Raw genomic sequence first — 22,881 nt, 5'->3', positions numbered from 1 at the left:
TACGGACAACGCTATTCGTCGTCTTCTACCAGTGTCATCAATGATGTGTTTCCACCCGATGCCGTAGTATCGATACTGATTGTTTTCTCTGTCATCAAACGCTGTATAAGCTTATCGTTATACTCGGCGGTAATGACCGGTAAAATAGCACCTTCACGAGATGACAGCATCGCTGAAATCCTAGCAGTACGTTCGGTGCTTGAATCAACCACCACCCCGGCTAAATCTTCGTCCATTAATAACGTATCGAAGTGCGCCAGGCGAGCAACTTGAAACACACCTTTAGGTGCCCCGGTTGCCTCGAACTTATTTTGAATTTCAACGGCTTCGTCGTAGAAAATTTCAGACACTACCGACACAACGGGGTTGCCCGTTGCTAATGCAGTGACGACTGACAACATCCAATATTCAAATGTTACGTCTTTATCCGCAAAACAAACCAGTATGCCTCTTGGTTCAAGATAGAGTTTGTTTGACTCTCCTGTAGGACCAGGAAGTGTCTGAGGTTTTGCGAGTTTTTTCTCTACACTGATAAGCTGTTGGCGAGCCGTTGCTAGTGTGCGATTTAAATCGTCGGCAAGGTCGTCAACAATATCTACTTTTGCAATCTTAGCAAGCAGCTGGCGTACCATTGAAATACGGTCATTAAGCGCCATATGACGCCACTGTGTTTCAACGTCCTTCGCCTTGTCCATCATAATATGGGCACGTTCTTCTATTTTCTCATCACCAACCAGTGCCGTATCTGTTGATTCGACGTCTTCAACCTGAGAAGGTTTTGGCGTAGCGCGTTCTACCATCAAACGCGTTAAATAGTTCGGTCCACCCGCTTTTGGCCCTGTACCTGATAAGCCTCGCCCACCAAACGGCTGCACACCAACGATGGCGCCAATCATGTTACGGTTAATGTAAACGTTACCTGCGCGACTTTTGGCTGCCAATTCATTTGCACGCTCTTCAATACGAGAGTGAATGCCCATAGTGAGCCCGTATCCTGTACCGTTAATTTGCTCAAGCACAGCGTCTAACTGATTGGCTTTAAAGCGAACGATGTGTACAACGGGGCCAAATACCTCTTTTTCCAAGACGTCAATGCTATCAATTTGGTATAGCGTTGGCGGGAAGAAAGTTCCATTTTCAAACTCTTCAGGCAAGTCATTTCTGTATAACAACTGTGCTTTGTTTTCCATTGCGCTTTGATGATCTGTCAGGCTCTTCAACGCTTTTTCGTCGATAACCGGGCCAACATCGGTCGCAAGCCTTGTCGGGTCACCGACGGTTAACTCTTTCATCGCGCCAATCAACATATCGGTAAGTTCGTCAGCGATATCTTCTTGCACAAACAGCACTCGAAGTGCTGAGCATCGTTGTCCTGCGCTTTGGAATCCTGAGTGAACAACGTCGTCGACAACTTGTTCAGGTAGTGCCGTGGAGTCAACAATCATACAGTTTTGACCACCGGTTTCCGCAATCAGCGGTACTTGTTCACCACCACGCTCTGCGAGCACTTGTGAAATCAGTGTCCCGGTTTGCGTAGAGCCAGTAAACATAACCGCTTTTATGCGTTCATCAGGAAGTAGTGTTTCTCCCACCTCTTTACCCGGCGACACAATGAGTTTTAATGCATCTTCAGGAAGCCCAACCGACTGCATGATATCGACAGCGCGTTGAGCAATCATACTGGTTTGCTCGGCAGGCTTTGCAATTACGGTATTACCGGTGACAAGGGCAGCAGCAACTTGGCCTAAGAAAATGGCCAGCGGGAAGTTCCATGGGCTGATACACAGCACAACACCACGAGGAAGCAAACGCTGATCCTCAGACAGTTCTTGTGCTCGTACCGCATAATAGCGACAAAAATCGACGGCTTCACGCACCTCGTCAATGCTGTCTTGCGCAATCTTACCCGCTTCACGCATACAAATGGCGATAAGTTCGGCCATATGACGCTCTAACGCGTCGGCAGTGCGATTTAAAATTTCTGCACGTTCAGCTACATCCCGTTTAGACCACGCGTCAAAGCCGGTATTAACCACATCAAGTGCATGTTGCATTTCGTCAGGGGTGGCGTAATGGTGATAACCAACAATGTCATTATGATTGGTTGGACTACGAACCGCCGTAGCGCCCTCGGGCAGTACTTCTGAAAAGGTGTAGTACTCTTTCCAACGGGCCAGCTCGTGACTTAACGCCCCTACTGCATTGACGTCGGTTAAATCTAACCCTCGTGAATTGTCACGCTCTGGGGCATACAAACCGCGTGGCGTTTTGATCAGCTTGTTGTAACGTACTTTTAAACGCTGTGTTTTTTCTACCGGGTCTTCAAGTAGGGATTCCACAGGTTTCTCATCATCGACAATGGCATTAACGAATGACGAGTTCGCGCCGTTTTCAAGTAATCGACGCACAAGATATGCCAGTAAGTCTTCATGTTCACCAACTGGCGCATACACACGACATTGAATTTTGTCTTCTGACACTACTTGGTCGTAAAGTGTGTCTCCCATGCCGTGAAGGCACTGGAATTCAAACCCTTCTTTATCATCGCCGGCCAATTCAACAATAACCGAGGCGGTGTAAGCATTATGTGTCGCAAATTGCGGATAAATAGTATCGCGATATTCAAGTAAGCGGTTTGCGCAAGCGTGATAAGACACGTCCGTAGACGATTTACGCGTAAATACTGGAAACTCTTCAAGGCCGGCTTGTTGGGTTAGCTTAATTTCTGTATCCCAATATGCCCCCTTAACAAGGCGCACCATCAGTGGACGGCCGACGTCTACCGTAAGCGCTCGTAAGTATTCGATAACATGGATTGAGCGCTTTTGATATGCCTGAACGGCAAGGCCAAACCCTGTCCAACCTTGCAAGTCGCTGTCTCTAAATACCGATTCGATGATATCAAGCGACAAGTCTAAGCGGTCTGCTTCTTCAGCATCAACCGTCAACCCTATATCGTATTCTTTTGCCATGAGGCACAACGATTTCAAACGCGGCGGAATGTCTTCCATCGCACGTTCGCGGTGAGAAAATTCAAATCGAGGATGAATAGCTGATAGTTTAACCGATATGCCAGGAGAACGTTTTGGCCCACGCCCGTTAGCGGCTTTACCAATGACTTTGATGGCTTTGACGTACGCGTCATAATATCGGTCGGCGTCTTGCATGGTGCGAGCGCCCTCACCTAACATATCGTAAGAGTACACGTACCCTTTCGTTTCTTTATCTTTCGCACGCTCAACGGCATCTTCAATGGTTTCGCCCATGACAAACTGGCGGCCCATTACACGCATCGCGATATTCATGGCACGTCTAATAACGGGCTCGCCAAGGCGTCCGAGTGTTTTCTTTAACAGTCCGAACTGCTCTTTTTTGCGCTTATCGGCATAGTTCACCATGTTGCCTGTAAATAATAAGCCCCAGGCAGATGCATTAACAAACAACGAGTCGGAGTTACCTAAATGCGGTGTCCATTGCCCTTGCGACAGCTTATCTCGAATAAGCTCGTCTTGAGTGGCTCTATCGGGAACACGTAACAATGCTTCGGCAAGGCACATCAGTACCACACCTTCAGCTGTCGATAATGAATACTCATTGAGAAGCGCATCAACGCCACCGTGACCCTCTTGTTCCCGGCGAATTTGAAGCACCATTTTTCGTGCTCGTTCCCATGCTCGACTTCGTGCCCGAGGGTTTACCTCAGCAATGGGAAGAATTTGATCCACGGCCACAGATTCACTAATGCGATAGTAATCTCGAATGCGCTGGCGTAGAGGTGAAATTGTATGAAGTGTGTCGTTAATGAGCATTGCAACCCTTTCTTAGAAATAGCTGTAACTGTAAAGCGTTTCCGCCGCGAACTTGGTCACGGTTACATGGAAACACTCATAAAACAAGCAAAGTAGAACTCTGCCTCTTTAACTCTTATTATTATTTTAACTCTATACTTTAGGATGAAGATCATGACAGGGCTAAAATTTGCGCGGATAGTAGCACACAACAATCTGACGAAAAGCCCGACCTGCTAACTTTTCGATTAAACAAATGGAACGTTTTCTTTTCACCTCAACGTGGGCCTTTCTTTTGTTTAATACCCACATCGCTGCCCCTTTTTTTTCCAAAATTCGAAACTTAAACTATCTTTAAGTAACAAATCGTTAACAACAGTCGATGATAGCGATAAGGATGCTTTACCCCATACATTCAAGGACACAATTAACAATAATTATCAGGTGGAAACCGTATCATGTGGTTACGAAAATTTAGTTTGATTCAGCGATTAGGCATTATTGTAGCCCTTATCGTCATGCTACTGATTGTGCTTACTGCAGTGGTATTAGACCGGCATTACGATGCTTTAAAAACCAAGTCTTACGAGGAAAACCAACATCTTGTTGAGGTAGTCCATACCATGCTTGATGCATTTGCCGCCCGTACCGATATTACAGAAGATGAGGCGCGAGCACTCGCACTAGATGCAGTCAAAGTGCTGCGGTATGACCGCACTAATTATTTTTGGATCCAAGACGATACCCCAACCATGGTTATGCACCCCATCAAGCCTGAGTTAGATGGTCGAGACCTTCGCTCGTTTAAAGATGCAAATGGAAAAGCATTTTTTGTTGATATGGCGAATAGTGCAAGACGCAACGGTGATGGTTTCGTCGACTATGTATGGCCCTTCCCCGGCGACGACACCCCTATCGAAAAAATATCTTACGTTAAAACGTTCAAACCTTGGGGATGGACGATAGGTTCGGGTATGTATTTGATTCATTTAGATGAAGAATACGCACACCTTCGCAACGTGCTGATTATGTTTTGCGCTGTGAGTATTATTTTAGTTATTGCACTTATTTACTTCATTGGAGGCAGTATCGTTAAGCCCGTTCAAGAGGTAACCGAGCGAATGAAAGATATCGCCAAAGGCAAAGGCGACTTAACTCACCAGCTACCAGAGACGGGGCAAGACGAAGTTACGCGCCTTGCGCGCTACTTTAACGAATACACTGAAAAAATGCGCGAATCGCTTCTTGGGATTAGGGCGAATATTGAAGCGCTGACAGAACAAGCTGAATTGGTTGATAACGTAAGTCAAAACAGCAACAAACAGGCGCATACGCAAAATGAAAACATGATGCAAGTTGCTGCCGCTATGGAAGAAATGACAACACAGATAAAGGATGTGAGTCAAAACACCGATGCGGCAGAACTCAGTACTACCGGTGCGCGTCAAAACGTACAAAGCGGTGCCGCAGTGGTTGAAAGTACTGTATCAGATATTCAATCGCTTACTTCAAACATTGAAAGCGTTAGTGCCGTAGTGACCGAACTTGCGGCACAAACCGATAGTATAGGTGCTGTGCTTGACGTAATACGAGGTATTGCTGAACAGACCAATCTGCTTGCGCTTAATGCAGCGATTGAAGCCGCCCGCGCCGGTGAGCAAGGCAGAGGCTTTGCGGTTGTGGCTGACGAAGTAAGAACCTTGGCAAGTCGTACTGGGCAAAGTACCGACGAAATTCAGACAATGATAGAAAAGCTGCAAAGCCACGCAAAAGCGGCGGTTAATGCAGTAAAAGGCAGCCAACAGGCATCGGCAACGACGGTAGACAATGCGAATAAAGCAAACATGGATTTGCAAGAAGCCGACAGATTAATGACCGAAATTGCTAGCATGAGCAGTGAAATTGCGCGGGCTACCGAACAACAGGCAGAGGCTGCTAATGAAGCAAATGTGCGGATTAACGCGCTGTCGGGCGCCGCAGACGACAGCTTAAAAACCGCAGATGAACTTGCAAGCGCCAGTCAATCACTGCGGACAAGCTGCTTGGCAATAAAGGCCATCGCAGAGAGTTTCAAACTGGACTAGGCGTTCGTGCTTGTTACCGCATACCATGTTGGGTATGCGGTGACAGTTCGCCACCACGCACCTTCTGTTGTACGACTCCCCCTTTTGACCTCATCGACCCGAAGCTATGGCACAATATGCTAGAGTACTTTAGACTGCTAAAAAGCGTTTATGCTAATCCCATCACCTTCACCCTGAGTTTGCTGGTTAAAAGGAGTTTCCTATGAGTAGTGGTTCTAAAAGTAAGTCGATTCTACTGTATGTAGCAGGCTTTTTTGTTGTGCTTATTGCTGTGTATTTCTTGTTCGCAAATACCATCATAAAAGCAGTATTAACGTCGAAGTTGGGCGAGTCTTACGGCGCAGAAGTTAACATCGATGAGTTAGACCATTCATTGTTTCCTACCACGGTGACCCTTAAGGGCATTGCACTAACCAACCCTACCAAGCCTACTCATAATCAAGTATTTGTAGGTGAAGCGTATGCTGATGTCGCGCTAATGCCTTTGTTATCTGACCAGGTAGTAGTGAACAATCTTGATTTATTAAAGGTGCAATTTGATACACAGCGTAGCGCCCCGGGTGACGTGTACCGCGTACCTGAGCGGTCACTCTCTTTTGATGAGATAAAAGGTAAAGCTAAAGATGCGGTACCGACTGTTGATGAGTTATTGGCGCGCAACCCGCTTAAAACGACCGCGGCAGTAACGCAAGCGAAGCAAGCTTATGAGCGTTATTCCGCATCACTAAAACAAGACTATGCGTCGTTGCCCGATAAAAGCCGCATTGAATACTACAAAACACAAATCGAGCAATTAAAAGAAACCGATTACCAAGACCCGCAAGCATTGCTTCAAGCGAAATCGACATTGTCAGGGCTTAAAGAGGAAATCAGTGCTGATAAAGCGTTAATTAGTAGCTTTAGTGAAAAAGCGACTGAAGCCAAGGATGCGTTGAGTAGTAGCGTTCAAGCACTTAAACAAGCACCGAAGGCGGATTACGATTTACTTAAAGGGGTTATTGCTGGCGACCAAGCCGCCCTTTCGCAGGTTACCTATTTCGTATTTGGTGATAAAGCCGCCGAGTATACCGAGTACCTTATGTCTGCAATGCAAATTGTGATGCCATTACTACAAGGTGACAGCACCTCAGAAGCGCCCGCTGATATCCCTTCTGTTTTGGTAAAAGAAACCAATGTTTCGGTACTGTGGCAAAATGAAACCATTGAAAGTACATGGAATAACATTACCAATACGCACAGCGTGTTTGGCGAACCCACTACGTTTACGATAGATGCCGCTGGTGATCTATTAAAGTCATTCACCTCTAGCGGCGAATTTTGGATTGATGAGAACGGGGTAGATGCTAAGCAAGTGTGGTCGCTGGCCGGTGTAACGATGTCGAATATCAACTTCGAGGGCAACGAGGCGCTTAATGCCATGTTGAAATCTGCGCTTATGGCCACCAATGGCAGTATGAACATTACTGATAACCAGCTAAACGGCAGCGGCGAAGTAGACCTGAAACAACTGGTTATGGAAGCGTCGGGAAATACGGAAATCACACAAGCCATCGCCAGTGCGCTTCAATCACTTACCGATTTGTCGATGACCATGCTGCTTGATGGCTCGCTAGCCAACCCCGATTTTTCTTTAAAATCAGACTTAGATAACAAGCTGGCCCAAGCGGCGTTAGGCCAACTGACCGCCTCGCAGCAAGATAAACTGGACGAACTTAACAGTAAATTAAATGCCATGGTTGCCGGTGAGCAAAGCGCGTTGTCGGGCCAACTGGTTGATGTTAATAGTATGCTAAGCGCTGCGCAGGGCGATAGTGATGCATTAAAACAGCTTCTTGAAACGCAATTAAGCAGCGTTGTCGAGCAACAGAAAAATAAGCTTTTCGATAAGCTAAAAGGAAAATTCGGACAAGGTGAATAAAGCGCCTTTGATTGTGCGCTTTATCACGGCATAATAAGGGTTTAGTGAGGGCGATGTCGTGCCCTCTTTACTTATCTCCGCTTCTCAATATTCAGGTGATACCGTGTGGCAAGATAAATGGCTTCCAATTGTTCTGGTTTGTTTACTCGCTCTACTGCAGTATCGCCTTTGGTTTGGAAAAAACAGCATTCCCGACTACCTAAAGCGCGAACAAGAAGTACTGGTTCAATCTAAGCAAAATGCCAACCTTGCACAACGAAATGCACTTTTAAAAGCAGATATCAACGACTTAAAAATAGGCTTAGAAGCCATCGAAGAGCGGGCCCGAAATGAGCTTGGCCTGATAAAGCAGGGGGAAACCTTTTACCGGATACTACCTGCCCAAACGAAGTGAACGTCATGACACAACCCTCTGTTACCGCTATTATTCCCGCCGCTGGTGTGGGAAGCCGTATGAACGCTGAGCTGCCTAAGCAGTATCTATCACTCGCGGGGAAACCCATACTCTCTCATACTGTCGAACTTTTACTTTCTCACCCGCAAATTGCGAACGTTATTGTAGCGTTGGGCCCTGATGATCGCTATTTTGAGCGTTTGGATATTGCTCGCCATCCCGACGTTACCCGCGTTGAAGGCGGAAAAGAACGCGCAGACTCGGTACTGAATGCGCTAAATAGTATGAACAACGATAGCTGGGCTTTAGTGCACGATGCAGCAAGGCCTTGTGTACCACTTGATGATATTTCATCGTTACTTTCGGTGATTTCACGTGACGATGTGGTTGGCGGTATTCTTGCTACGCCAGTACGAGATACCATGAAGCGTGCGTCTTCCGACAACACAGGCTGCGTATCACATACAGAAAGTAGAGATAATTTATGGCATGCACTGACGCCGCAATTATTCCCTAATGTATTGTTACAACAGGCACTTAGTAAAGCATTATCAGACGGTGTGGCAGTTACCGATGAAGCATCGGCAATAGAATATGTGGGCGCAAACGTTGCACTTATCGACGCCAGCCCAATCAATATAAAAATTACGCATCCTGCCGACCTCCCCTTAGCAGAATTTTATTTACACCAACGCATGAAGGCAAAAGACATATGCGAATAGGACACGGTTTCGATGTTCACAAATTTGGCGGCAACGGCCCCATTACGCTTGGCGGCGTAAAAATAGACCACGATCTTGGTTTAGTCGCGCACTCTGATGGCGACGTACTACTTCACGCTTTGTGTGACGCTTTACTTGGCGCGGCAGCACTTGGCGATATTGGTAAGCACTTCCCTGATACTGACGATGCATATAGCGGCGTTGACAGCAGAGTATTGCTGCGCCACGTAATGAACGTGATAAAAGACAAAGGGTATGTACTGGGTAATGCTGACATGACCATTGTTGCACAAGCACCCAAAATGGCGCCGCATATTAACGAGATGCGAGCACTTATCGCAAATGACTGTCATGTCGACGTTGATGCAATTAATGTTAAAGCTACCACCACAGAAAAACTTGGTTATACGGGCAGAAAGGAAGGTATAGCAGCGCATGCTGTTGTACTTCTGGTGTCAGCATGAAGCCATTAGACACGCAGCACTGGCAATACTATTACGGCAAGCCCGAGGCATCTGGGGTATTTAAACAATACGCCGATGATTTTAAGGTGGTTGAAGACTTAGGCTACGAGCCGTGTGGCGAAGGCGAGCACCAGTTTATTTTTGTTGAGAAAACCAATACCAATACGGCGTTTGTTGCAGAACAACTGGCGCGCTTTACCTCGTTGCCGCTTCGCCAAGTTACCTACGCCGGTCGCAAAGATAAATACGCTGTAACGCAACAATGGTTTGGCATTCTTGCGCCGGGTCAGCCTGATTTCGACTTTAGTACCTTCGAATTAGAAGGGGTACGGGTATTAAAACAGGTTAGACATAATAAAAAGCTTCGTACCGGTCAGTTAAAAGGCAATACGTTTACTATTACATTACGTGACGTAAAAAATGCAGACGCCATAGAAGCGCGCCTACAGGATATTGCGAAGCACGGTGTACCTAATTACTATGGTGAACAGCGCTTTGGCGTTATGCGTGTGAATGATGAGGGTGACGTTCAGCGTGGAGGAAACCTGATGATGGCTGAGCGTATGATTAATGGTGAAACCATTCGCCATCGAAACAAGCGCTCTATGGCATTATCGGCATTGCGAAGCTGGTTATTCAACGACATGCTGTCTGCCCGTTTACAAGCGGGTAATTTTGATAATGTGATTGAAGGCGACGCGCTCATCCTTAGTGGTTCAAATAGTTTTTTCATCAACGACGGAAAAGCTGACAACCTACAACAGCGCTATGACGCAAAGGACTTGTGCCCTTCAGCACCGTTATGGGGTAAAGGCAAGCTTGCGACCCAAGCACTAGCGCTGGCGTTTGAAAGTGATATTGCAGGCCAACACCCAAGCGTCGTCGAGTTTCTTAGCCAATGTGGTTTTGACCAAGAACGAAAAGCAATAAAAATATGGCCGTCAGACCTTCAATGGCAGCGTGAAGAAGGTACCTTCACGGTATCGTTTGCACTGCCTAGCGGGTGCTTTGCTACGTCGGTATTGCGGGAGTGTGTTGAAACACTTACCCCCGTCACGAACACCTAAACACCGCACAGCGAGCACGTGGATGTTTGATACACGCGACGTTTAGATGACTGCGTATCAAAGTTTCGATACTATAAATTACGACCCAAATGCATTGGTTCGCCAAATAATAAAAAGCGTTAATCGCAAAAACTTAGGATAATAAGCAACATCATGAGAGCTTCCAGAAAAGGGGATGCGCTAGCTCAGCTGCTTTATGACGAAGGAATACGTTCGCAGCACGTGCTAAATGCTATTGCCGGTACGCCCAGACAAACGTTTTTACCCGATGCACTTAAACATAAGGCATACCAAAATACGGCACTGCCTATTGGGCAGGGGCAAACCATTTCACAACCTTATATAGTGGCGAAAATGACAGAGCTATTGCTTGATAGCCCTAATAAGCCAGAGAAAGTGTTGGAAATTGGTACCGGCTCGGGCTACCAAACCGCGATATTGGCGCAATTGTTCGGCTACGTATTTAGCGTTGAGCGAATTAAAGCATTGCAGTTTCAGGCCAAGCGCCGTATGAATCAGCTTGATTTACATAACATCTCAATGAAACATGGCGATGGTTGGAAGGGATGGGCATCTAAAGGCCCCTATGATGCGATTATTGTTACCGCTGCGGCAGCAAGTTTACCGCAAGACTTATGCGATCAGTTAAAAGAAGGTGGCAGACTTATTATTCCCGTGGGTAACGAACAACAGTCATTATTATGCATTGATAGAGTAGAGGGTGAACTTGTTACCACGACCATTGAGTCGGTAAGGTTTGTCCCGCTAGTGGCCGGAGACTTAATGTGAGGCTATTTGGAGCCTGTTACGACCTAGCACTGCGTTGGGCTAGGTATAGACATGCAACAAAGTACTTGGCCGGTCTGAGCTTCGCTGAGTCTGTTTTCTTTCCTATACCGCCTGACGTTATGTTAGCACCAATGTCATTGTCGCAACCCAAGCAAGCATGGCGATTTGCACTCATCACGACATTTGCGTCGGTTTTAGGCGGCATTGCCGGTTACTGGCTGGGGTATTTTGCGTTTGATGTATGGTTGTCGCCGTTAATTGAACAATGGGGGTACACACATAAAATAGACAAAGCTATGCAATGGTTTACCGACTATGGCGTGTGGGTTGTCTTCTTAGCCGGGTTTTCCCCTATTCCCTACAAGATATTTACGGTAAGTGCTGGTTTTCTACAAATGGCCTTTTTCCCGTTTTTACTGGCATCAGCAGTAGGACGGGGCGCTCGTTTTTTTCTTGTAGCAGGGCTAATGCGTTGGGGTGGAGAAAAAATGGAGAATACCCTCAGGAAATATGTAGAGATACTGGGCTGGGCGGTAGTCATTTTGGCAGTTGGTGCATACTTGGTTTTGAGGTGATATGAAATTATCACCTTTCTCTTTCTTCATTTTATTTGTTATTTCCCTCGCGTTTCAAGGGTGTGGCAGCAGAACCGCGCCCGCACCAGTTGTTTTATTGAATAGTCAAATTGAAGAAGAGGAAGGTATTTTTTCTTCAGACACCTACGAGGTACAGCCGGGAGATACGCTTTATGCGATCGCTTGGTATACCGGAAACGACTATCAGGATATCGCTAAATTTAACAATTTATCAACACCTTATCGTATATTTCCTGGTCAAAAATTGCGCATGACAGCGCCTAAGATCGCATCGAGATCCTCTCCAACCCACCCGGATCGGACCACTCAGTCTACTGCTCTGACCATTGAAACTAAGACCAAAGGAGGCATTGACCAACCTCAGTCACAGGGGTATGGTAAAAGTGAAAAAAATGTTAACGGACAAAACCTTACGGTCGTCAAAAAGCCGTCAACGAGTGTCAAAAAAGTAGCGCCAAAAACCTTTCCAAGTAAGATCAAAAGGTGGGTGTGGCCTGCAAAAGGACAGATCGTAGGATCTTTCGATAAAGCGGAGTCTGGGAACAAAGGGATTGATATTGCTGCTGCAAAAGGTTCGCCTGTTTATGCTGCAGCAGAAGGAAAAGTAGTTTACTCGGGTAACGCATTAAGAGGTTACGGTAACTTAGTTATTGTTAAGCATACCGACACATTCTTAAGTGCTTATGCCTACAACGATACGATTGATGTAAAAGAAAGAGAATGGGTATCGGCGGGGCAGCAAATTGCAACCATGGGTAATAGTGGTACAGATTCGGTTAAGCTTCATTTTGAAGTAAGGTATCGAGGGAAATCTTTAGACCCTATGCGATACCTGCCAGCACTAAAACAATAATAATAAATAATAATAATAAAAGTTAAAGGAGAAACGTCAAAGGTAAACCTTGTAGCAGGAGATTCACTATGGGTACCGTAAATACAACCGTAGTATCAAAATCAGATGACGCTGACGTCATTGAAATGCCGGCTGAACTAAAAGCTGACGAAACCTTAAACACAGATTCTGACACTGAAAGCAGCGATTCTGTAATCAGTAAAGATGACCAACCCAAAAACCTAGACGCCACACAGCTGTATCTTGGCGAAATTGGTTTTTCCCCGCTTCTTACTGCTGAAGAAGAAGTGTATTTCGCACGTCGCTCTCTTAAAGGCTGCGACGCATCCCGCAAACGCATGATAGTGAGTAACCTTCGGTTAGTCGTTAAAATTGCACGCCGTTATAATAACCGTGGACTTGCCCTGCTTGACCTTATTGAAGAAGGAAACTTAGGCTTAATCCGCGCGGTCGAAAAGTTTGACCCTGAAAGAGGATTCAGATTTTCAACCTATGCCACGTGGTGGATAAGACAAACCATTGAACGCGCGATCATGAACCAAACACGCACGATTCGTTTGCCTATTCATGTGGTTAAAGAGCTAAATGTATATTTGCGTGCGGCACGTGAACTTTCGCAAAAGCTAGATCATGAGCCTACCGCTGAAGAGATTGCGTTTGCACTTGATAAGCCTGTAGAAGACGTGACAAAAATGCTTCGCTTAAACGAACGCATTACGTCGGTTGACACCCCAATTGGTGGTGAAAACGACAAGGCATTACTCGACATTTTAGCTGATGAGAAAGAGTTTGGTCCGGAAGAAAACCTGCAAGACAATGATATTAAAAGTAATATCGTAGGGTGGTTACAAGAGCTTAACCCTAAGCAACGAGAAGTGTTAGCGCGTCGCTTTGGCCTTTTAGGTTACGAACCTTCTACCCTTGAAGATGTAGGTGCAGAAATTGGCTTAACGCGGGAACGCGTTCGTCAAATCCAAGTGGAAGCATTGCGTCGTTTACGCGATATGCTAGGTCACCAAGGCCTGTCACTTGAGAGCTTGTTTGATCAAATGGGATAACCACTCGCAGCCATGTTGAAGTGATATTTGCTGAGTTTATTCTTGCAGATCGACTGTGAAACGCCGGAAGGAGCCTCCTCCCGGCGTTTTTTTATGCTTTATGCAGCGTAACAAACACATAATTATGTTTGTTTTTCTCATCACTGGTGTGGGCAACACGCTCCACTTCGTTCCATTGGTACGCGTGCTGATAATCAGGAAACTGTGTGTCTCCCTCAACGGCTACATCGATATGCGTTAAATAAAGCGTATCTGCTAGTGGTAAAAATGCTTGATAAATGGTTCCGCCACCAATGATCATGACTTCATCACTGCCTTCACCAACCACCTGTGCTACGCCTAATGCTGACTCGGGAGAATCAACTACGGTGGCATCAGACAGGCTATATTCTTCATTTGATGTAATTACAATATTTGGACGGCCCGGCAATGCGCGCCCAATCGACTCATAGGTTTTGCGCCCCATGATCACAGGCTTGCCTAGCGTTACGGCTTTAAAATGCTTTAGGTCGGCAGGAAGGTGCCACGGCATATCGTTGTCTGCACCAATAACTCGGTTTTCTGCCATCGCAGCAATCATGGCTATTTTCATTGAAAACGTTCTCGTGTTGTTAGCAACACCTTGTGTGCTGTATTAAAAAAAAGGCATAAAAAAGCACGAGGTAATGGCGTGTAGTCATTTAGCTCGTGCTGTTATTATTCATGTAGTACTAGCGGCGGTACTCAACGTCTACATCGTAGTCGTCTTCATCCCAGTCTTCGTCATCATCAAGGTCGTCTTGAAGGTCGTCATGGGCTTCTAACGTATTGCGATGATAAGTATCCCACTTAAATTCGACTTCTTTCTCTTCGTCTTCTGTTTCCAATTCAGACGGCAAGGTTTCAAGGTAGTCCATAATGCTTCTGCATAATGGGTCTAACCCTAACTTTTGGAACGCAGAGATTTGATAAACCGGCCCTTCCCACTCAAGCTCTTCGACAATCTTGTCGCAGATTTCTTTTGCTTCTTCTTCTAGCAGTAAATCGACTTTATTGAAGACTAACCAGCGAGGTTTGCTTGCGAGTTTTGGGTTGTACTTTTCGAGTTCTTCAACGATTGCTTTCGCGTTATCTGTTGGATTACTTTCATCCACAGGCATGATATCGACTACGTGAAGTAGTATGCGACAACGCTCTAGATGCTTAAGGAATCGAATTCCTAAGCCTGCGCCATCGGCGGCGCCTTCAATCAAGCCAGGAATATCGGCAACCACAAAGCTTCGGTTCGAATCTTGACGTACTACACCAAGATTAGGAACAAGCGTGGTAAATGGATAATCGGCTACCTTTGGTTTAGCGGCTGATACCGAACGAATAAACGTTGATTTACCCGCATTAGGCATACCCAATAAACCGACATCGGCTAATAGCATTAGCTCGAGCTTAAGGTTGCGAATTTCACCTGGTGTACCATTTGTTTTATGACGAGGTGCGCGGTTAGTACTGCTTTTAAAGCGGGCATTGCCCAAACCGTGATAACCACCTTGTGCTACCTTTAACCGTTGACCGTGATGGGTTAAGTCGCCAAGTACTTCCCCCGTGTCATTGTCGGTAGCGCGTGTACCAACAGGTACTTTTACGTCTAAATCTTTACCGCCTTTACCAATACAGTCACTGCCTTGGCCGTTTTGACCGCGCTCTGCACGATGAAAGCGTTCGAAGCGATAGTCGATCAATGTATTCAGGTTTTCATCGGCAATAAGATATACGCTACCGCCATCGCCACCGTCGCCTCCATCAGGACCACCACGAGGAACGTATTTTTCCCGTCTAAAGCCAATTACGCCGTTTCCACCGTCTCCGGCTTCTACACGAATTTCAGCTTCATCTACAAATTTCATTTATCACTCCGGGCAATAATGCCTTGGGTTATTACTTACCAATATATACACCTAGTTTACACCAAATAATGCCATTACGCCTTGATGCAATACTAAGGGTTTACTAATAACAAAAGAAGAAACCTAGTTTATTACATAACGAAAACGCTATGCACTACTACAAAGGGACTATTGTTGGTTTCATAAAACAAAAAACCCCGCAAGCGCGGGGTTTTTCTAAGCCTGTTAGGCGAGAAGCTTTCGCGCTTACTCAGCTACGATGCTTACAAATTTACGGTTCTTCGGTCCTTTTACATCGAACTGAACTTTACCGTCTTTTAGTGCAAACAACGTGTGGTCTTTACCGATACCCATGTTGTCACCAGCGTGGAAACGAGTACCACGTTGACGAACAATGATGTTACCAGCAAGAACAGATTCGCCACCGAAGCGTTTTACACCTAGGCGTTTACTCTCTGAATCACGACCGTTTTTGGTACTACCACCAGCTTTTTTATGTGCCATGTGTTCGTGCTCCTATTATGCGTTGATACCAGTGATTTTCACTTCCGTGAACCACTGACGGTGACCAGCTTGTTTACGAGAGTGCTTACGACGACGGAACTTAACGATTTTAATTTTATCGCCACGACCGTGCGTAACTACCTCAGCAGTCACCTTACCACCAGCAACGATAGGTGTGCCGATTTTTACATCGTCACCGTTGCTTACCATTAAAACTTTGTCAAATTCAACCGTTTCGCCTGGGGCTACTTCGATTTTTTCAAGACGAACGGTTTGGCCTTCGGCCACACGGTGTTGTTTACCGCCACTTTGGAAAACCGCGTACATAGTTAACTCCGCTCTGCGTCCAATGACGCTTCAATTCAAAAAACAGGGCGCAAATTCTACGTGAAACATCTGCAAACCACAACCCCGTTTCTCAGAAAAATAGATTATTTTTCCTACATTGGTAAAAAAAGCGATAGAACGCCTGATTTACCCCCTTAATTTGTGCGTAAGTTATACCTTAAGATTTTGAGAAAGCAATAATTTTGCATGATTTTTTCGTTAATTCACGGGCGCTGCATTGGTTTTCGCGGTTATTACCCTTGATGAGATCGTCATTGAGGATCGAAAAATGATCGCCACCGCTTAAAAATGAGATCGTATCGAGATCAGTGATAATTAACAAACTAGTGTGCTCAAAATACCACCTAGAGGCCTATAAAAGGTAATCAACGCGTTAATTGTTAGTTTCCCATTCGTTCATTACGCTTTGAAATTCGCCGGTAAAATAGGAAAGAGTAGGCAGATAAAGCGGTAAGCGGCGTAGTGTTGGCCATGGTGTTGGGCGTAAATGCGTTACCTTTTTGTTGCTTTACACTGCTATTGGTCAACGCTGGCAGAACATAAACACAGTGTTTCACGGCCCCCGTATACAAATGAAAACGTTAACTCGCGATTTTTTAAGACAATTTGATAGACAATGTGGTGGATACTCGTCTGCATTAAGGTACAATCGCCGACAATACGTTTTTACCCAGATAAATAAGTTTTTCGCACATGCCAATGGATATAAATGAAATCCGCGCGTTGTCTGATGACGACATGCAGGCCGTTAATCAGTTGATACAGCAACAAGTTGATTCCGATGTTGCGCTTATTAATCAGCTTGGCTTTTACATTGTGAACAGTGGCGGTAAGCGCCTTCGCCCACTTTTGACGGTGTTAAGTGCAAAAGCTATGGGTATTAAGAATAACGACCATCACACACTGGCCGCTATCGTTGAGTTTATTCATACCGCCACCTTATTGCACGATGATGTTGTTGACGAGTCGCTTATGCGGCGCGGTAGAGAAACCGCCAATGCGGTATTTGGTAATCAAGCATCGGTGTTAGTGGGCGATTTTCTATACACGCGTTCGTTTCAGATGATGGTGAGTTTAAAACGTATGCGCGTTATGGAAATTCTGTCAGAGGCAACCAACCAAATTGCCGAAGGTGAAGTGTTGCAGCTAATGAACTGCAACGATGCAACCACCACGGAAGCGCGCTATTTCGACGTTATTTACGGTAAGACTGCACGGTTATTTGAAGCTGCGACGCAACTAGCCGCTGTTTTAACAGACCAGAACGACGCGGTAGAGCACGCCATGCAGGAGTATGGTAAGCACCTTGGTACTGCGTTTCAGCTAGCCGATGATATTTTGGATTATATGGCTGACAGCGAAGAAATGGGCAAAAACGCAGGGGACGACCTTGCCGAAGGTAAGCCTACCCTTCCACTTCTTTATGCTATGTGGCATGCCAACAGCGAAGACGATAAACAGCTTATACGTGAAGCGATTGAAAAAAGTAACGGCTTGGAACACCTAACGCGTATTCAAGGTATTATGGAATCGACCGGGGCGCTTAAATACACTCAAAGCTGCGCACACAAAGAAGTAGAGATGGCGATTAATAGCTTAGATGCCATTCCTGATTCTGCGTACAAAGACGCGCTTATTGCCCTTGCGCACATTTCTGTTGAACGCACCAGCTAGCGCTGTAATCACGTTAAAAAAGGCGCCTGAATGGCGCCTTTTTTGATAACTAGCCTTCTATTGCATACCCAATAATGCCAATCAAGAAACCAAGTATGCCGCCAAGTGGCGGGAGCCAATGGTTTTCCATGCGGATTTGAGGCGCGATATCTTGAAATACTGAATAAAGAATGCCACCTGCCGCAAACAGCATTAGCCCACTCATTACCATGGGGTATTGAGATAGATAGTAAAACCCAATAAGGCTCATGATAGGACCAAGCAACCCCATTAGTGCAAAAAGTAGAATGAGTGTGGTACTGCGTTTTTTGTTCTCATGCACCATTTCACGATAGGCATTAAACCCTTCGGGTAAATTCTGCACGGTGATGAGTATTCCCAACAGCATGGTTCCGCCCCCAAGCGCTGCGGTAGTGCCAAGCGCCAGTGATTCTGGAACAAAGTCACTGAGCATAGCCGCCAATTGACTGCCTGCGGTTTTCTTTTTGGCTAAGTAGATGTCGAGCGCCATAAACGCCAGCGCGCCGGATATAAAACACAGTGATACCATGAGTAACGACAAGTCTTTCATTCCCTCGGGTACAAGCACTAACGCGACAGCGGATACTAGCGCCCCTGCGCCTAATGCTAAGATGCCGTGACGAATTTCCTTCTCTAACCACTTTGGTCGAATGCTATTCACTGTTGCTAGCCAGGCCCCAGCCGGCATTGCTAAACCTGCTATTGTTGCGGTTATTACAACATCGATGATATCCACTTGTGCCACGTTCACTTCCTACGTTATCTATTGCGTTCGCTAGTTACTTTTTATCACGCAAAATGCATACCCGTAAGCATGCAGCAATAAAAAAAGCAGCCTAGGGCTGCTTTTTAAAATTGTATACACCATGTGATGTATAGCACCAACGTAATGGTTAATTCAAACCGCGTTCGCGGGTCATATTTTCGTTACGATCTCGATGTACAATAATATTATCTTCAATACGAATACCACCGAAAGGTTTGTACGCGGCAACCGTGTCCCAATTGATGTATTTAGATGCTGGCGTTGCTTTTAAATCGCGCAGCAAGCTATCGATAAAATACAAACCAGGCTCGATAGTAAACACTTGCTTGGGCTCGACAATACGGGTGCATCGTAAGAACGGATGAGACTCAGGCGCAGGTTTAGGGGTGCCTCTGTCATCGTTGACTAACCCGCCTACATCGTGCACCTGTAACCCTAAGAAATGACCAATTCCATGAGGGAAGAACGTTCGTGTTATTCCTTGTTCAACAATGTCGGGGGCATTTAAATTAACTAACCCTGTATCTTGCAAGATTTGCGCAATGCCATCGTGGGCTAAAAGATGAATATCGGTGTACGCTACGCCAGGCTTTAGCGCGTCGGCCAATGTTACGGTAACCTTGTCGACTGCACTGATAAGGTCTGCAAACAGGGCCGAGTTTTGACTGTAGGTACGGGTTATATCAGCAGCATAACCGTGGTAATTGGCGCCGGCATCGATAAGGAATGAACGAGATTCACTTGGCGCTTGGGTATCGCACTGCATGTAGTGCAATATCGACGCATGTTCGTTAAGCGCAACAATGCTAGTGTAAGGGACGTCATTATCACCTTGTCTGCATGCCGCTGCGTATGCAAGGTTAATGTCGAATTCACTTTTACCCTGCCTAAATGCAGCTTCTGCTGCTTTATGGCCGGCTACCGCAAGCGTATTCGCTTCGCGCATGCAGTCTAGCTCGTAATCGGTTTTAAACGCTCTTTGATAATGAAAATAATGCAACACCCGGTCAGGGTTTACGTTTTCAAACCCTAACGCTTTCGCCACTTCGATATATTCACCCACATAGGCAAATCGAGATTTATCGTAAGGGAGATGTTTCTCTACCGCATCGGCTTGCTGCAGAAGCACAATATTGAAACTGTCTGTCCAAAATGCGTTTGGCTCTGGGGGCACTTTATGCCAAAAATCTTCAGGGCGATAAAAAATCAGCGTAGGTTTATCGACACCGTTTACCACTAACCAACAGTTTGGGTTGTCTATTACCGGCACCCACGCTTTAAACTGTGGGTTAACCTTAAACGGGTAATGATTATCATCTAAAAATAATCGTTTACCTTGGCCTGAGTGGATAACTAATCCGTCTAGCCCTTCGCGCTGCAGCGCCTCTCGAGTGCGTGCTTGAAGCTCTTCTATATGTTGCTTATAGGTTGCCTGATGGTCTGACATAACCCCTCTTTTTCTGTCGTTTTTATTTTTACGTAATTTTGATCGTTGTACAGTGTACCACAAGCCCCTTTGCAATTAGCGCGGCGCTAATTGCAAACGGCCAGTGTCTGGGTTCGTCGTTACTGACGCTGCACTGGGAATAACCTCTTTTGTTAGTGACGGGAACATGTTTTGGTTCAATCCTAGCTGCTGCTCGTAAATATGCTGGTATGCCAACACCGCTTTAACATAGTGGCGGGTTTCTCGATATGGAATGTTTTCAATCCAAATATCGACCGGTAGCGATTCATTGGCAGGTAACCACTCTAACACCTTTCGCCATCCAGCATTGTAGGACGCTGATACCAACACCGGGTTGTTATCAAGTTTGTCCATGAGATAGCGCAAGTACTGCACGCCGTACTCTACATTGTCGTCAACCTGAAATAGGGTATTACGACTGACTTTTTGCTTGGCCAAATACTGTGCGGTACCCGGCATAATTTGCATTAACCCCGCTGCCCCCACCGGCGACACCGCATCTGCCCGAAACGAACTTTCTCTGCGAGCAATCGCCATGGCGAATGCTTTGTCGATGTCGTAGGCGGCGGACTTTTGCGTAAAGGCATCATTAAAGGCGAGCGGAAAACGCCGCTCTACATCATCCCACTCGCCACTACGCGCAAAACTGGTTATTGCTTGGTCGTATACGCCCCATTCGTAGGCCAATATACCTGCCTCCGTAATATCGCTTTTTGGCAATATGGATAGCAAATAATGCCATTCACGACGCGCACTGGTGAAACGCGCGAGACGATAAAATTCTAATGCGCGCAATGTAGCGGGTGTTTGCACAATTTTTTGTTTTTTCTGGTTATTCGTAACAGCCGACTGATGCGCTAAGTGCGGTAACGCCCCGACGTGTGCACTTGCCATAAAACCGTAATAATGGCGCTCTTGTGCAAGTTGTGTATATAGCACCGTGGCTTGCATGGTATTGCCTTGCTCTTCGAGCGCTCGGGCACGCCAATAGCGGTAATTCTCTTCATCTTGAAGGTATTGTGGAGCGCTGTTGATGATGTCGATTACCTCTTGCCACTGCTTATTGCGCAACAAGTGAGCTATGTGCCATCGTTTAACGTCATCATTCGCGCCTGCTATGTCGGCACGCTCTAGCCAACTGTGTGCTTCTGGCTGTCTTCCTAATGTGAAACTGAGCGCAATAGCGCGGCGGATCATATGCTGTTGAGGCTGACTAAATAACGACTTAGCATGGTAATATCCGTACGCTTTGGCTGCCTTCTCGGCATTTTTCCAGGCCAATTTTTCAATGGCCCACGTTAGCACCTCTGCTTCATATGCTTTGTGCTTTAGCGGAAACCATCTTTTCGTGTTTGCAGCGTTGGTATTGCGCGTTACCGCAAGCCATGCGTCGCCAATGTACTGATAGTCTTTAGGCAGTCGGCGTTTCAGGTATGGAATGATGGCTCGGTTCTTTTCCTTTGCTGCGATTTCAATACGCTTAATCACTTTTTCAGGCGTCATCATGCCCGCTTTACGCCACGCTTTGAAAAGCGGATCGCACTCGTCGGGTTGAGACTGCCCGTGGTACCACAAGTTATCGACCTCTGAGAGTACTTTTTCTGCATCTTCTTCGCTTTGTAACCGATAATTAAGCGCAACGCAGGTTAACTTAGCTCCCATTCCTCCTCGGTAATTATGCAAGAATACGCGCTGATGATTAAGCGCTGCCAAGTAGTTCAACCAACGATAGCGTAAACCATAACTAGCTGGCTGACCGGCATAATCTTTCAGAAACCCTTCTATCTTGTCACGATGTTTAAGTGACAGGGTTCGTTGTAACTTTTTACGTAGCAAGTAAGGATAAAGCGGATACGATGCCAAGGAATAAATGGCACCGTCGAGTTCGTCTAGCCTGCGCGCAGGCAGCGTATTAAGCTTTTCTTCAATAGTAAGAAACTGCTGGCGCTGTGCTTCAAACGAATCGGGCGGTAACGTATTTGAGACGCTCGCTTGCGCAAACAAAGGATATGACAGTAGAAAAAACGCTAGTACGAGACGCGAGACATGGCGGCTTAAAAAAGGCACGGCATTAGGAAATACAGACACAATAAAACTCCTACCCTGATAAATATTTAAACCCATCCATGCGGTGAACGTATGCATGTGAAGCCGGATACTTCGGCTTGATGTGTTTACGATACGGTGCTTACATTGCACGCGTTATGGCTCCTTGCCATGGAAGTCGTTGTGCCAGCTTGTTAGCTGTTGTTTACAAACATCAACCAGATGATTGTAGACTATTATTATGCTGGATTGGCGCTTTGCGCTAATAACGCTCATTATACAAGCACACTCGTTGAAATGAAGCCCAAATTTCAATGAAGCCCTTGAAATTAAGTCATCCGACCACTACCTTATTGCACATTGAAACGGTTGTTTGATTTTTTTCATTGAAATTTTGAGTGGCTTTGTAAAGAATTTAGCCACCCTAACGCGTTAGTTTAT

The 22,881-nt window shown here is 45.9% G+C and carries 19 protein-coding genes; 11 read left to right on the top strand and 8 right to left on the bottom strand.

What is annotated here, in order from left to right; all coding sequences use genetic code 11:
- Nucleotides 1-11: 11 nt before the first annotated feature.
- Entirely contained in the window at nucleotides 12-3,809 is a 3,798-nt protein-coding gene (gene putA, locus ACOJRU_RS02690; RefSeq protein ID WP_421133518.1) for a bifunctional proline dehydrogenase/L-glutamate gamma-semialdehyde dehydrogenase PutA, read from the bottom strand.
- 437 nt (nucleotides 3,810-4,246) lie between these two features.
- Between putA and ACOJRU_RS02685 the strand changes: the two genes are divergently transcribed.
- The 10 genes from ACOJRU_RS02685 (at nucleotide 4,247) to rpoS (ending at nucleotide 13,733) form a co-directional block, all read left to right on the top strand.
- A complete protein-coding gene (locus ACOJRU_RS02685; RefSeq protein ID WP_421133517.1) occupies nucleotides 4,247-5,872 on the top strand; it encodes a methyl-accepting chemotaxis protein in 1,626 nt (541 codons plus the stop codon).
- A 202-nt stretch (nucleotides 5,873-6,074) separates the two neighbouring features.
- The gene (locus ACOJRU_RS02680; protein WP_421133516.1) at nucleotides 6,075-7,790 is read left to right on the top strand and encodes a TIGR03545 family protein; all 1,716 of its coding nucleotides are present in this window, start codon (nucleotides 6,075-6,077) and stop codon (nucleotides 7,788-7,790) included.
- Between the two features lie 103 nt (nucleotides 7,791-7,893).
- Nucleotides 7,894-8,184: a cell division protein FtsB gene (gene ftsB / locus ACOJRU_RS02675; protein WP_421134697.1), complete on the top strand. Its 291-nt coding sequence runs from the start codon at nucleotides 7,894-7,896 to the stop codon at nucleotides 8,182-8,184.
- Nucleotides 8,185-8,189: 5 nt separating this feature from the next.
- Entirely contained in the window at nucleotides 8,190-8,906 is a 717-nt protein-coding gene (gene ispD, locus ACOJRU_RS02670; protein WP_421133515.1) for a 2-C-methyl-D-erythritol 4-phosphate cytidylyltransferase, read from the top strand.
- Nucleotides 8,897-9,370, top strand: a complete 474-nt coding sequence (gene ispF, locus ACOJRU_RS02665; protein WP_421133514.1) for a 2-C-methyl-D-erythritol 2,4-cyclodiphosphate synthase — start codon at nucleotides 8,897-8,899, stop codon at nucleotides 9,368-9,370. The genes ispD and ispF overlap by 10 nt, the downstream gene beginning before the upstream one ends.
- Entirely contained in the window at nucleotides 9,367-10,437 is a 1,071-nt protein-coding gene (gene truD / locus ACOJRU_RS02660) for a tRNA pseudouridine(13) synthase TruD (RefSeq protein ID WP_421133513.1), read from the top strand. The genes ispF and truD overlap by 4 nt, the downstream gene beginning before the upstream one ends.
- A gap of 153 nt (nucleotides 10,438-10,590) precedes the next feature.
- Nucleotides 10,591-11,226, top strand: coding sequence for a protein-L-isoaspartate(D-aspartate) O-methyltransferase (locus tag ACOJRU_RS02655; RefSeq protein ID WP_421133512.1), 636 nt, complete (start codon nucleotides 10,591-10,593; stop codon nucleotides 11,224-11,226).
- On the top strand, nucleotides 11,223-11,801 hold the full coding sequence (locus ACOJRU_RS02650) for a YqaA family protein (protein WP_421133511.1): 579 nt from the start codon (nucleotides 11,223-11,225) through the stop codon (nucleotides 11,799-11,801). Before ACOJRU_RS02655 ends, ACOJRU_RS02650 begins: the two co-directional genes overlap by 4 nt.
- 1 nt (nucleotide 11,802) lies before the next feature.
- Nucleotides 11,803-12,675, top strand: a complete 873-nt coding sequence (locus ACOJRU_RS02645; RefSeq protein ID WP_421133510.1) for a peptidoglycan DD-metalloendopeptidase family protein — start codon at nucleotides 11,803-11,805, stop codon at nucleotides 12,673-12,675.
- A gap of 68 nt (nucleotides 12,676-12,743) precedes the next feature.
- Nucleotides 12,744-13,733, top strand: coding sequence for an RNA polymerase sigma factor RpoS (rpoS, locus tag ACOJRU_RS02640; protein ID WP_421133509.1), 990 nt, complete (start codon nucleotides 12,744-12,746; stop codon nucleotides 13,731-13,733).
- A 91-nt stretch (nucleotides 13,734-13,824) separates the two neighbouring features.
- Here the strand turns inward: rpoS and folA are convergent, their stop codons facing one another.
- From folA to rplU, 4 genes are all read right to left on the bottom strand, one after another.
- The gene (gene folA / locus ACOJRU_RS02635; RefSeq protein ID WP_421133508.1) at nucleotides 13,825-14,325 is read right to left on the bottom strand and encodes a type 3 dihydrofolate reductase; all 501 of its coding nucleotides are present in this window, start codon (nucleotides 14,323-14,325) and stop codon (nucleotides 13,825-13,827) included.
- 118 nt (nucleotides 14,326-14,443) lie between these two features.
- Entirely contained in the window at nucleotides 14,444-15,613 is a 1,170-nt protein-coding gene (gene cgtA / locus ACOJRU_RS02630; protein ID WP_421133507.1) for an Obg family GTPase CgtA, read from the bottom strand.
- A 246-nt stretch (nucleotides 15,614-15,859) separates the two neighbouring features.
- A complete protein-coding gene (gene rpmA / locus ACOJRU_RS02625) occupies nucleotides 15,860-16,117 on the bottom strand; it encodes a 50S ribosomal protein L27 (RefSeq protein ID WP_012517170.1) in 258 nt (85 codons plus the stop codon).
- A 15-nt stretch (nucleotides 16,118-16,132) separates the two neighbouring features.
- Entirely contained in the window at nucleotides 16,133-16,444 is a 312-nt protein-coding gene (rplU, locus tag ACOJRU_RS02620; RefSeq protein WP_216024709.1) for a 50S ribosomal protein L21, read from the bottom strand.
- Nucleotides 16,445-17,164: 720 nt separating this feature from the next.
- Here rplU and ispB point away from each other — a divergent pair.
- Complete coding sequence (ispB, locus tag ACOJRU_RS02615) at nucleotides 17,165-18,139, top strand: octaprenyl diphosphate synthase (protein ID WP_421133506.1); 975 nt, start codon at nucleotides 17,165-17,167, stop codon at nucleotides 18,137-18,139.
- A gap of 49 nt (nucleotides 18,140-18,188) precedes the next feature.
- On the opposite strand, the gene ACOJRU_RS02610 is transcribed toward ispB, so the two are convergent.
- From ACOJRU_RS02610 to ACOJRU_RS02600, 3 genes are all read right to left on the bottom strand, one after another.
- Nucleotides 18,189-18,848 carry a ZIP family metal transporter gene (locus tag ACOJRU_RS02610; RefSeq protein ID WP_421134696.1) on the bottom strand — a complete coding sequence of 220 codons (660 nt, stop codon included), beginning with the start codon at nucleotides 18,846-18,848 and terminating at the stop codon, nucleotides 18,189-18,191.
- Between the two features lie 205 nt (nucleotides 18,849-19,053).
- Nucleotides 19,054-20,373, bottom strand: coding sequence for a Xaa-Pro dipeptidase (pepQ, locus tag ACOJRU_RS02605; RefSeq protein ID WP_421133505.1), 1,320 nt, complete (start codon nucleotides 20,371-20,373; stop codon nucleotides 19,054-19,056).
- A 75-nt stretch (nucleotides 20,374-20,448) separates the two neighbouring features.
- Nucleotides 20,449-22,482 (bottom strand): transglycosylase SLT domain-containing protein, encoded by a 2,034-nt coding sequence (locus tag ACOJRU_RS02600; RefSeq protein ID WP_421133504.1) that lies wholly within the window; start codon nucleotides 22,480-22,482, stop codon nucleotides 20,449-20,451.
- Between the last annotated feature and the right edge of the window lie 399 nt (nucleotides 22,483-22,881).

Origin of the sequence: Alteromonas algae, assembly GCF_049117195.1 — a bacterium.
Classification (GTDB): Bacteria; Pseudomonadota; Gammaproteobacteria; order Enterobacterales; family Alteromonadaceae; genus Alteromonas.
Note: the sequence above shows the minus strand (reverse complement) of the source record. Positions and strands in the feature narration are given on the sequence as shown.

Bases quoted from the DNA above. Each gene is read 5' to 3' on its own strand.
- putA (WP_421133518.1), bottom strand. From the start codon at position 3,809: ATGCTCATTAACGACACACTTCATACAATTTCACCTCTACGCCAGCGC.
- ACOJRU_RS02685 (WP_421133517.1), top strand. From the start codon at position 4,247: ATGTGGTTACGAAAATTTAGTTTGATTCAGCGATTAGGCATTATTGTA.
- ACOJRU_RS02680 (WP_421133516.1), top strand. From the start codon at position 6,075: ATGAGTAGTGGTTCTAAAAGTAAGTCGATTCTACTGTATGTAGCAGGC.
- ispD (WP_421133515.1), top strand. From the start codon at position 8,190: ATGACACAACCCTCTGTTACCGCTATTATTCCCGCCGCTGGTGTGGGA.
- ispF (WP_421133514.1), top strand. From the start codon at position 8,897: ATGCGAATAGGACACGGTTTCGATGTTCACAAATTTGGCGGCAACGGC.
- truD (WP_421133513.1), top strand. From the start codon at position 9,367: ATGAAGCCATTAGACACGCAGCACTGGCAATACTATTACGGCAAGCCC.
- ACOJRU_RS02655 (WP_421133512.1), top strand. From the start codon at position 10,591: ATGAGAGCTTCCAGAAAAGGGGATGCGCTAGCTCAGCTGCTTTATGAC.
- ACOJRU_RS02645 (WP_421133510.1), top strand. From the start codon at position 11,803: ATGAAATTATCACCTTTCTCTTTCTTCATTTTATTTGTTATTTCCCTC.
- rpoS (WP_421133509.1), top strand. From the start codon at position 12,744: ATGGGTACCGTAAATACAACCGTAGTATCAAAATCAGATGACGCTGAC.
- folA (WP_421133508.1), bottom strand. From the start codon at position 14,325: ATGAAAATAGCCATGATTGCTGCGATGGCAGAAAACCGAGTTATTGGT.
- cgtA (WP_421133507.1), bottom strand. From the start codon at position 15,613: ATGAAATTTGTAGATGAAGCTGAAATTCGTGTAGAAGCCGGAGACGGT.
- rpmA (WP_012517170.1), bottom strand. From the start codon at position 16,117: ATGGCACATAAAAAAGCTGGTGGTAGTACCAAAAACGGTCGTGATTCA.
- rplU (WP_216024709.1), bottom strand. From the start codon at position 16,444: ATGTACGCGGTTTTCCAAAGTGGCGGTAAACAACACCGTGTGGCCGAA.
- ispB (WP_421133506.1), top strand. From the start codon at position 17,165: ATGGATATAAATGAAATCCGCGCGTTGTCTGATGACGACATGCAGGCC.
- ACOJRU_RS02610 (WP_421134696.1), bottom strand. From the start codon at position 18,848: ATGCCGGCTGGGGCCTGGCTAGCAACAGTGAATAGCATTCGACCAAAG.
- pepQ (WP_421133505.1), bottom strand. From the start codon at position 20,373: ATGTCAGACCATCAGGCAACCTATAAGCAACATATAGAAGAGCTTCAA.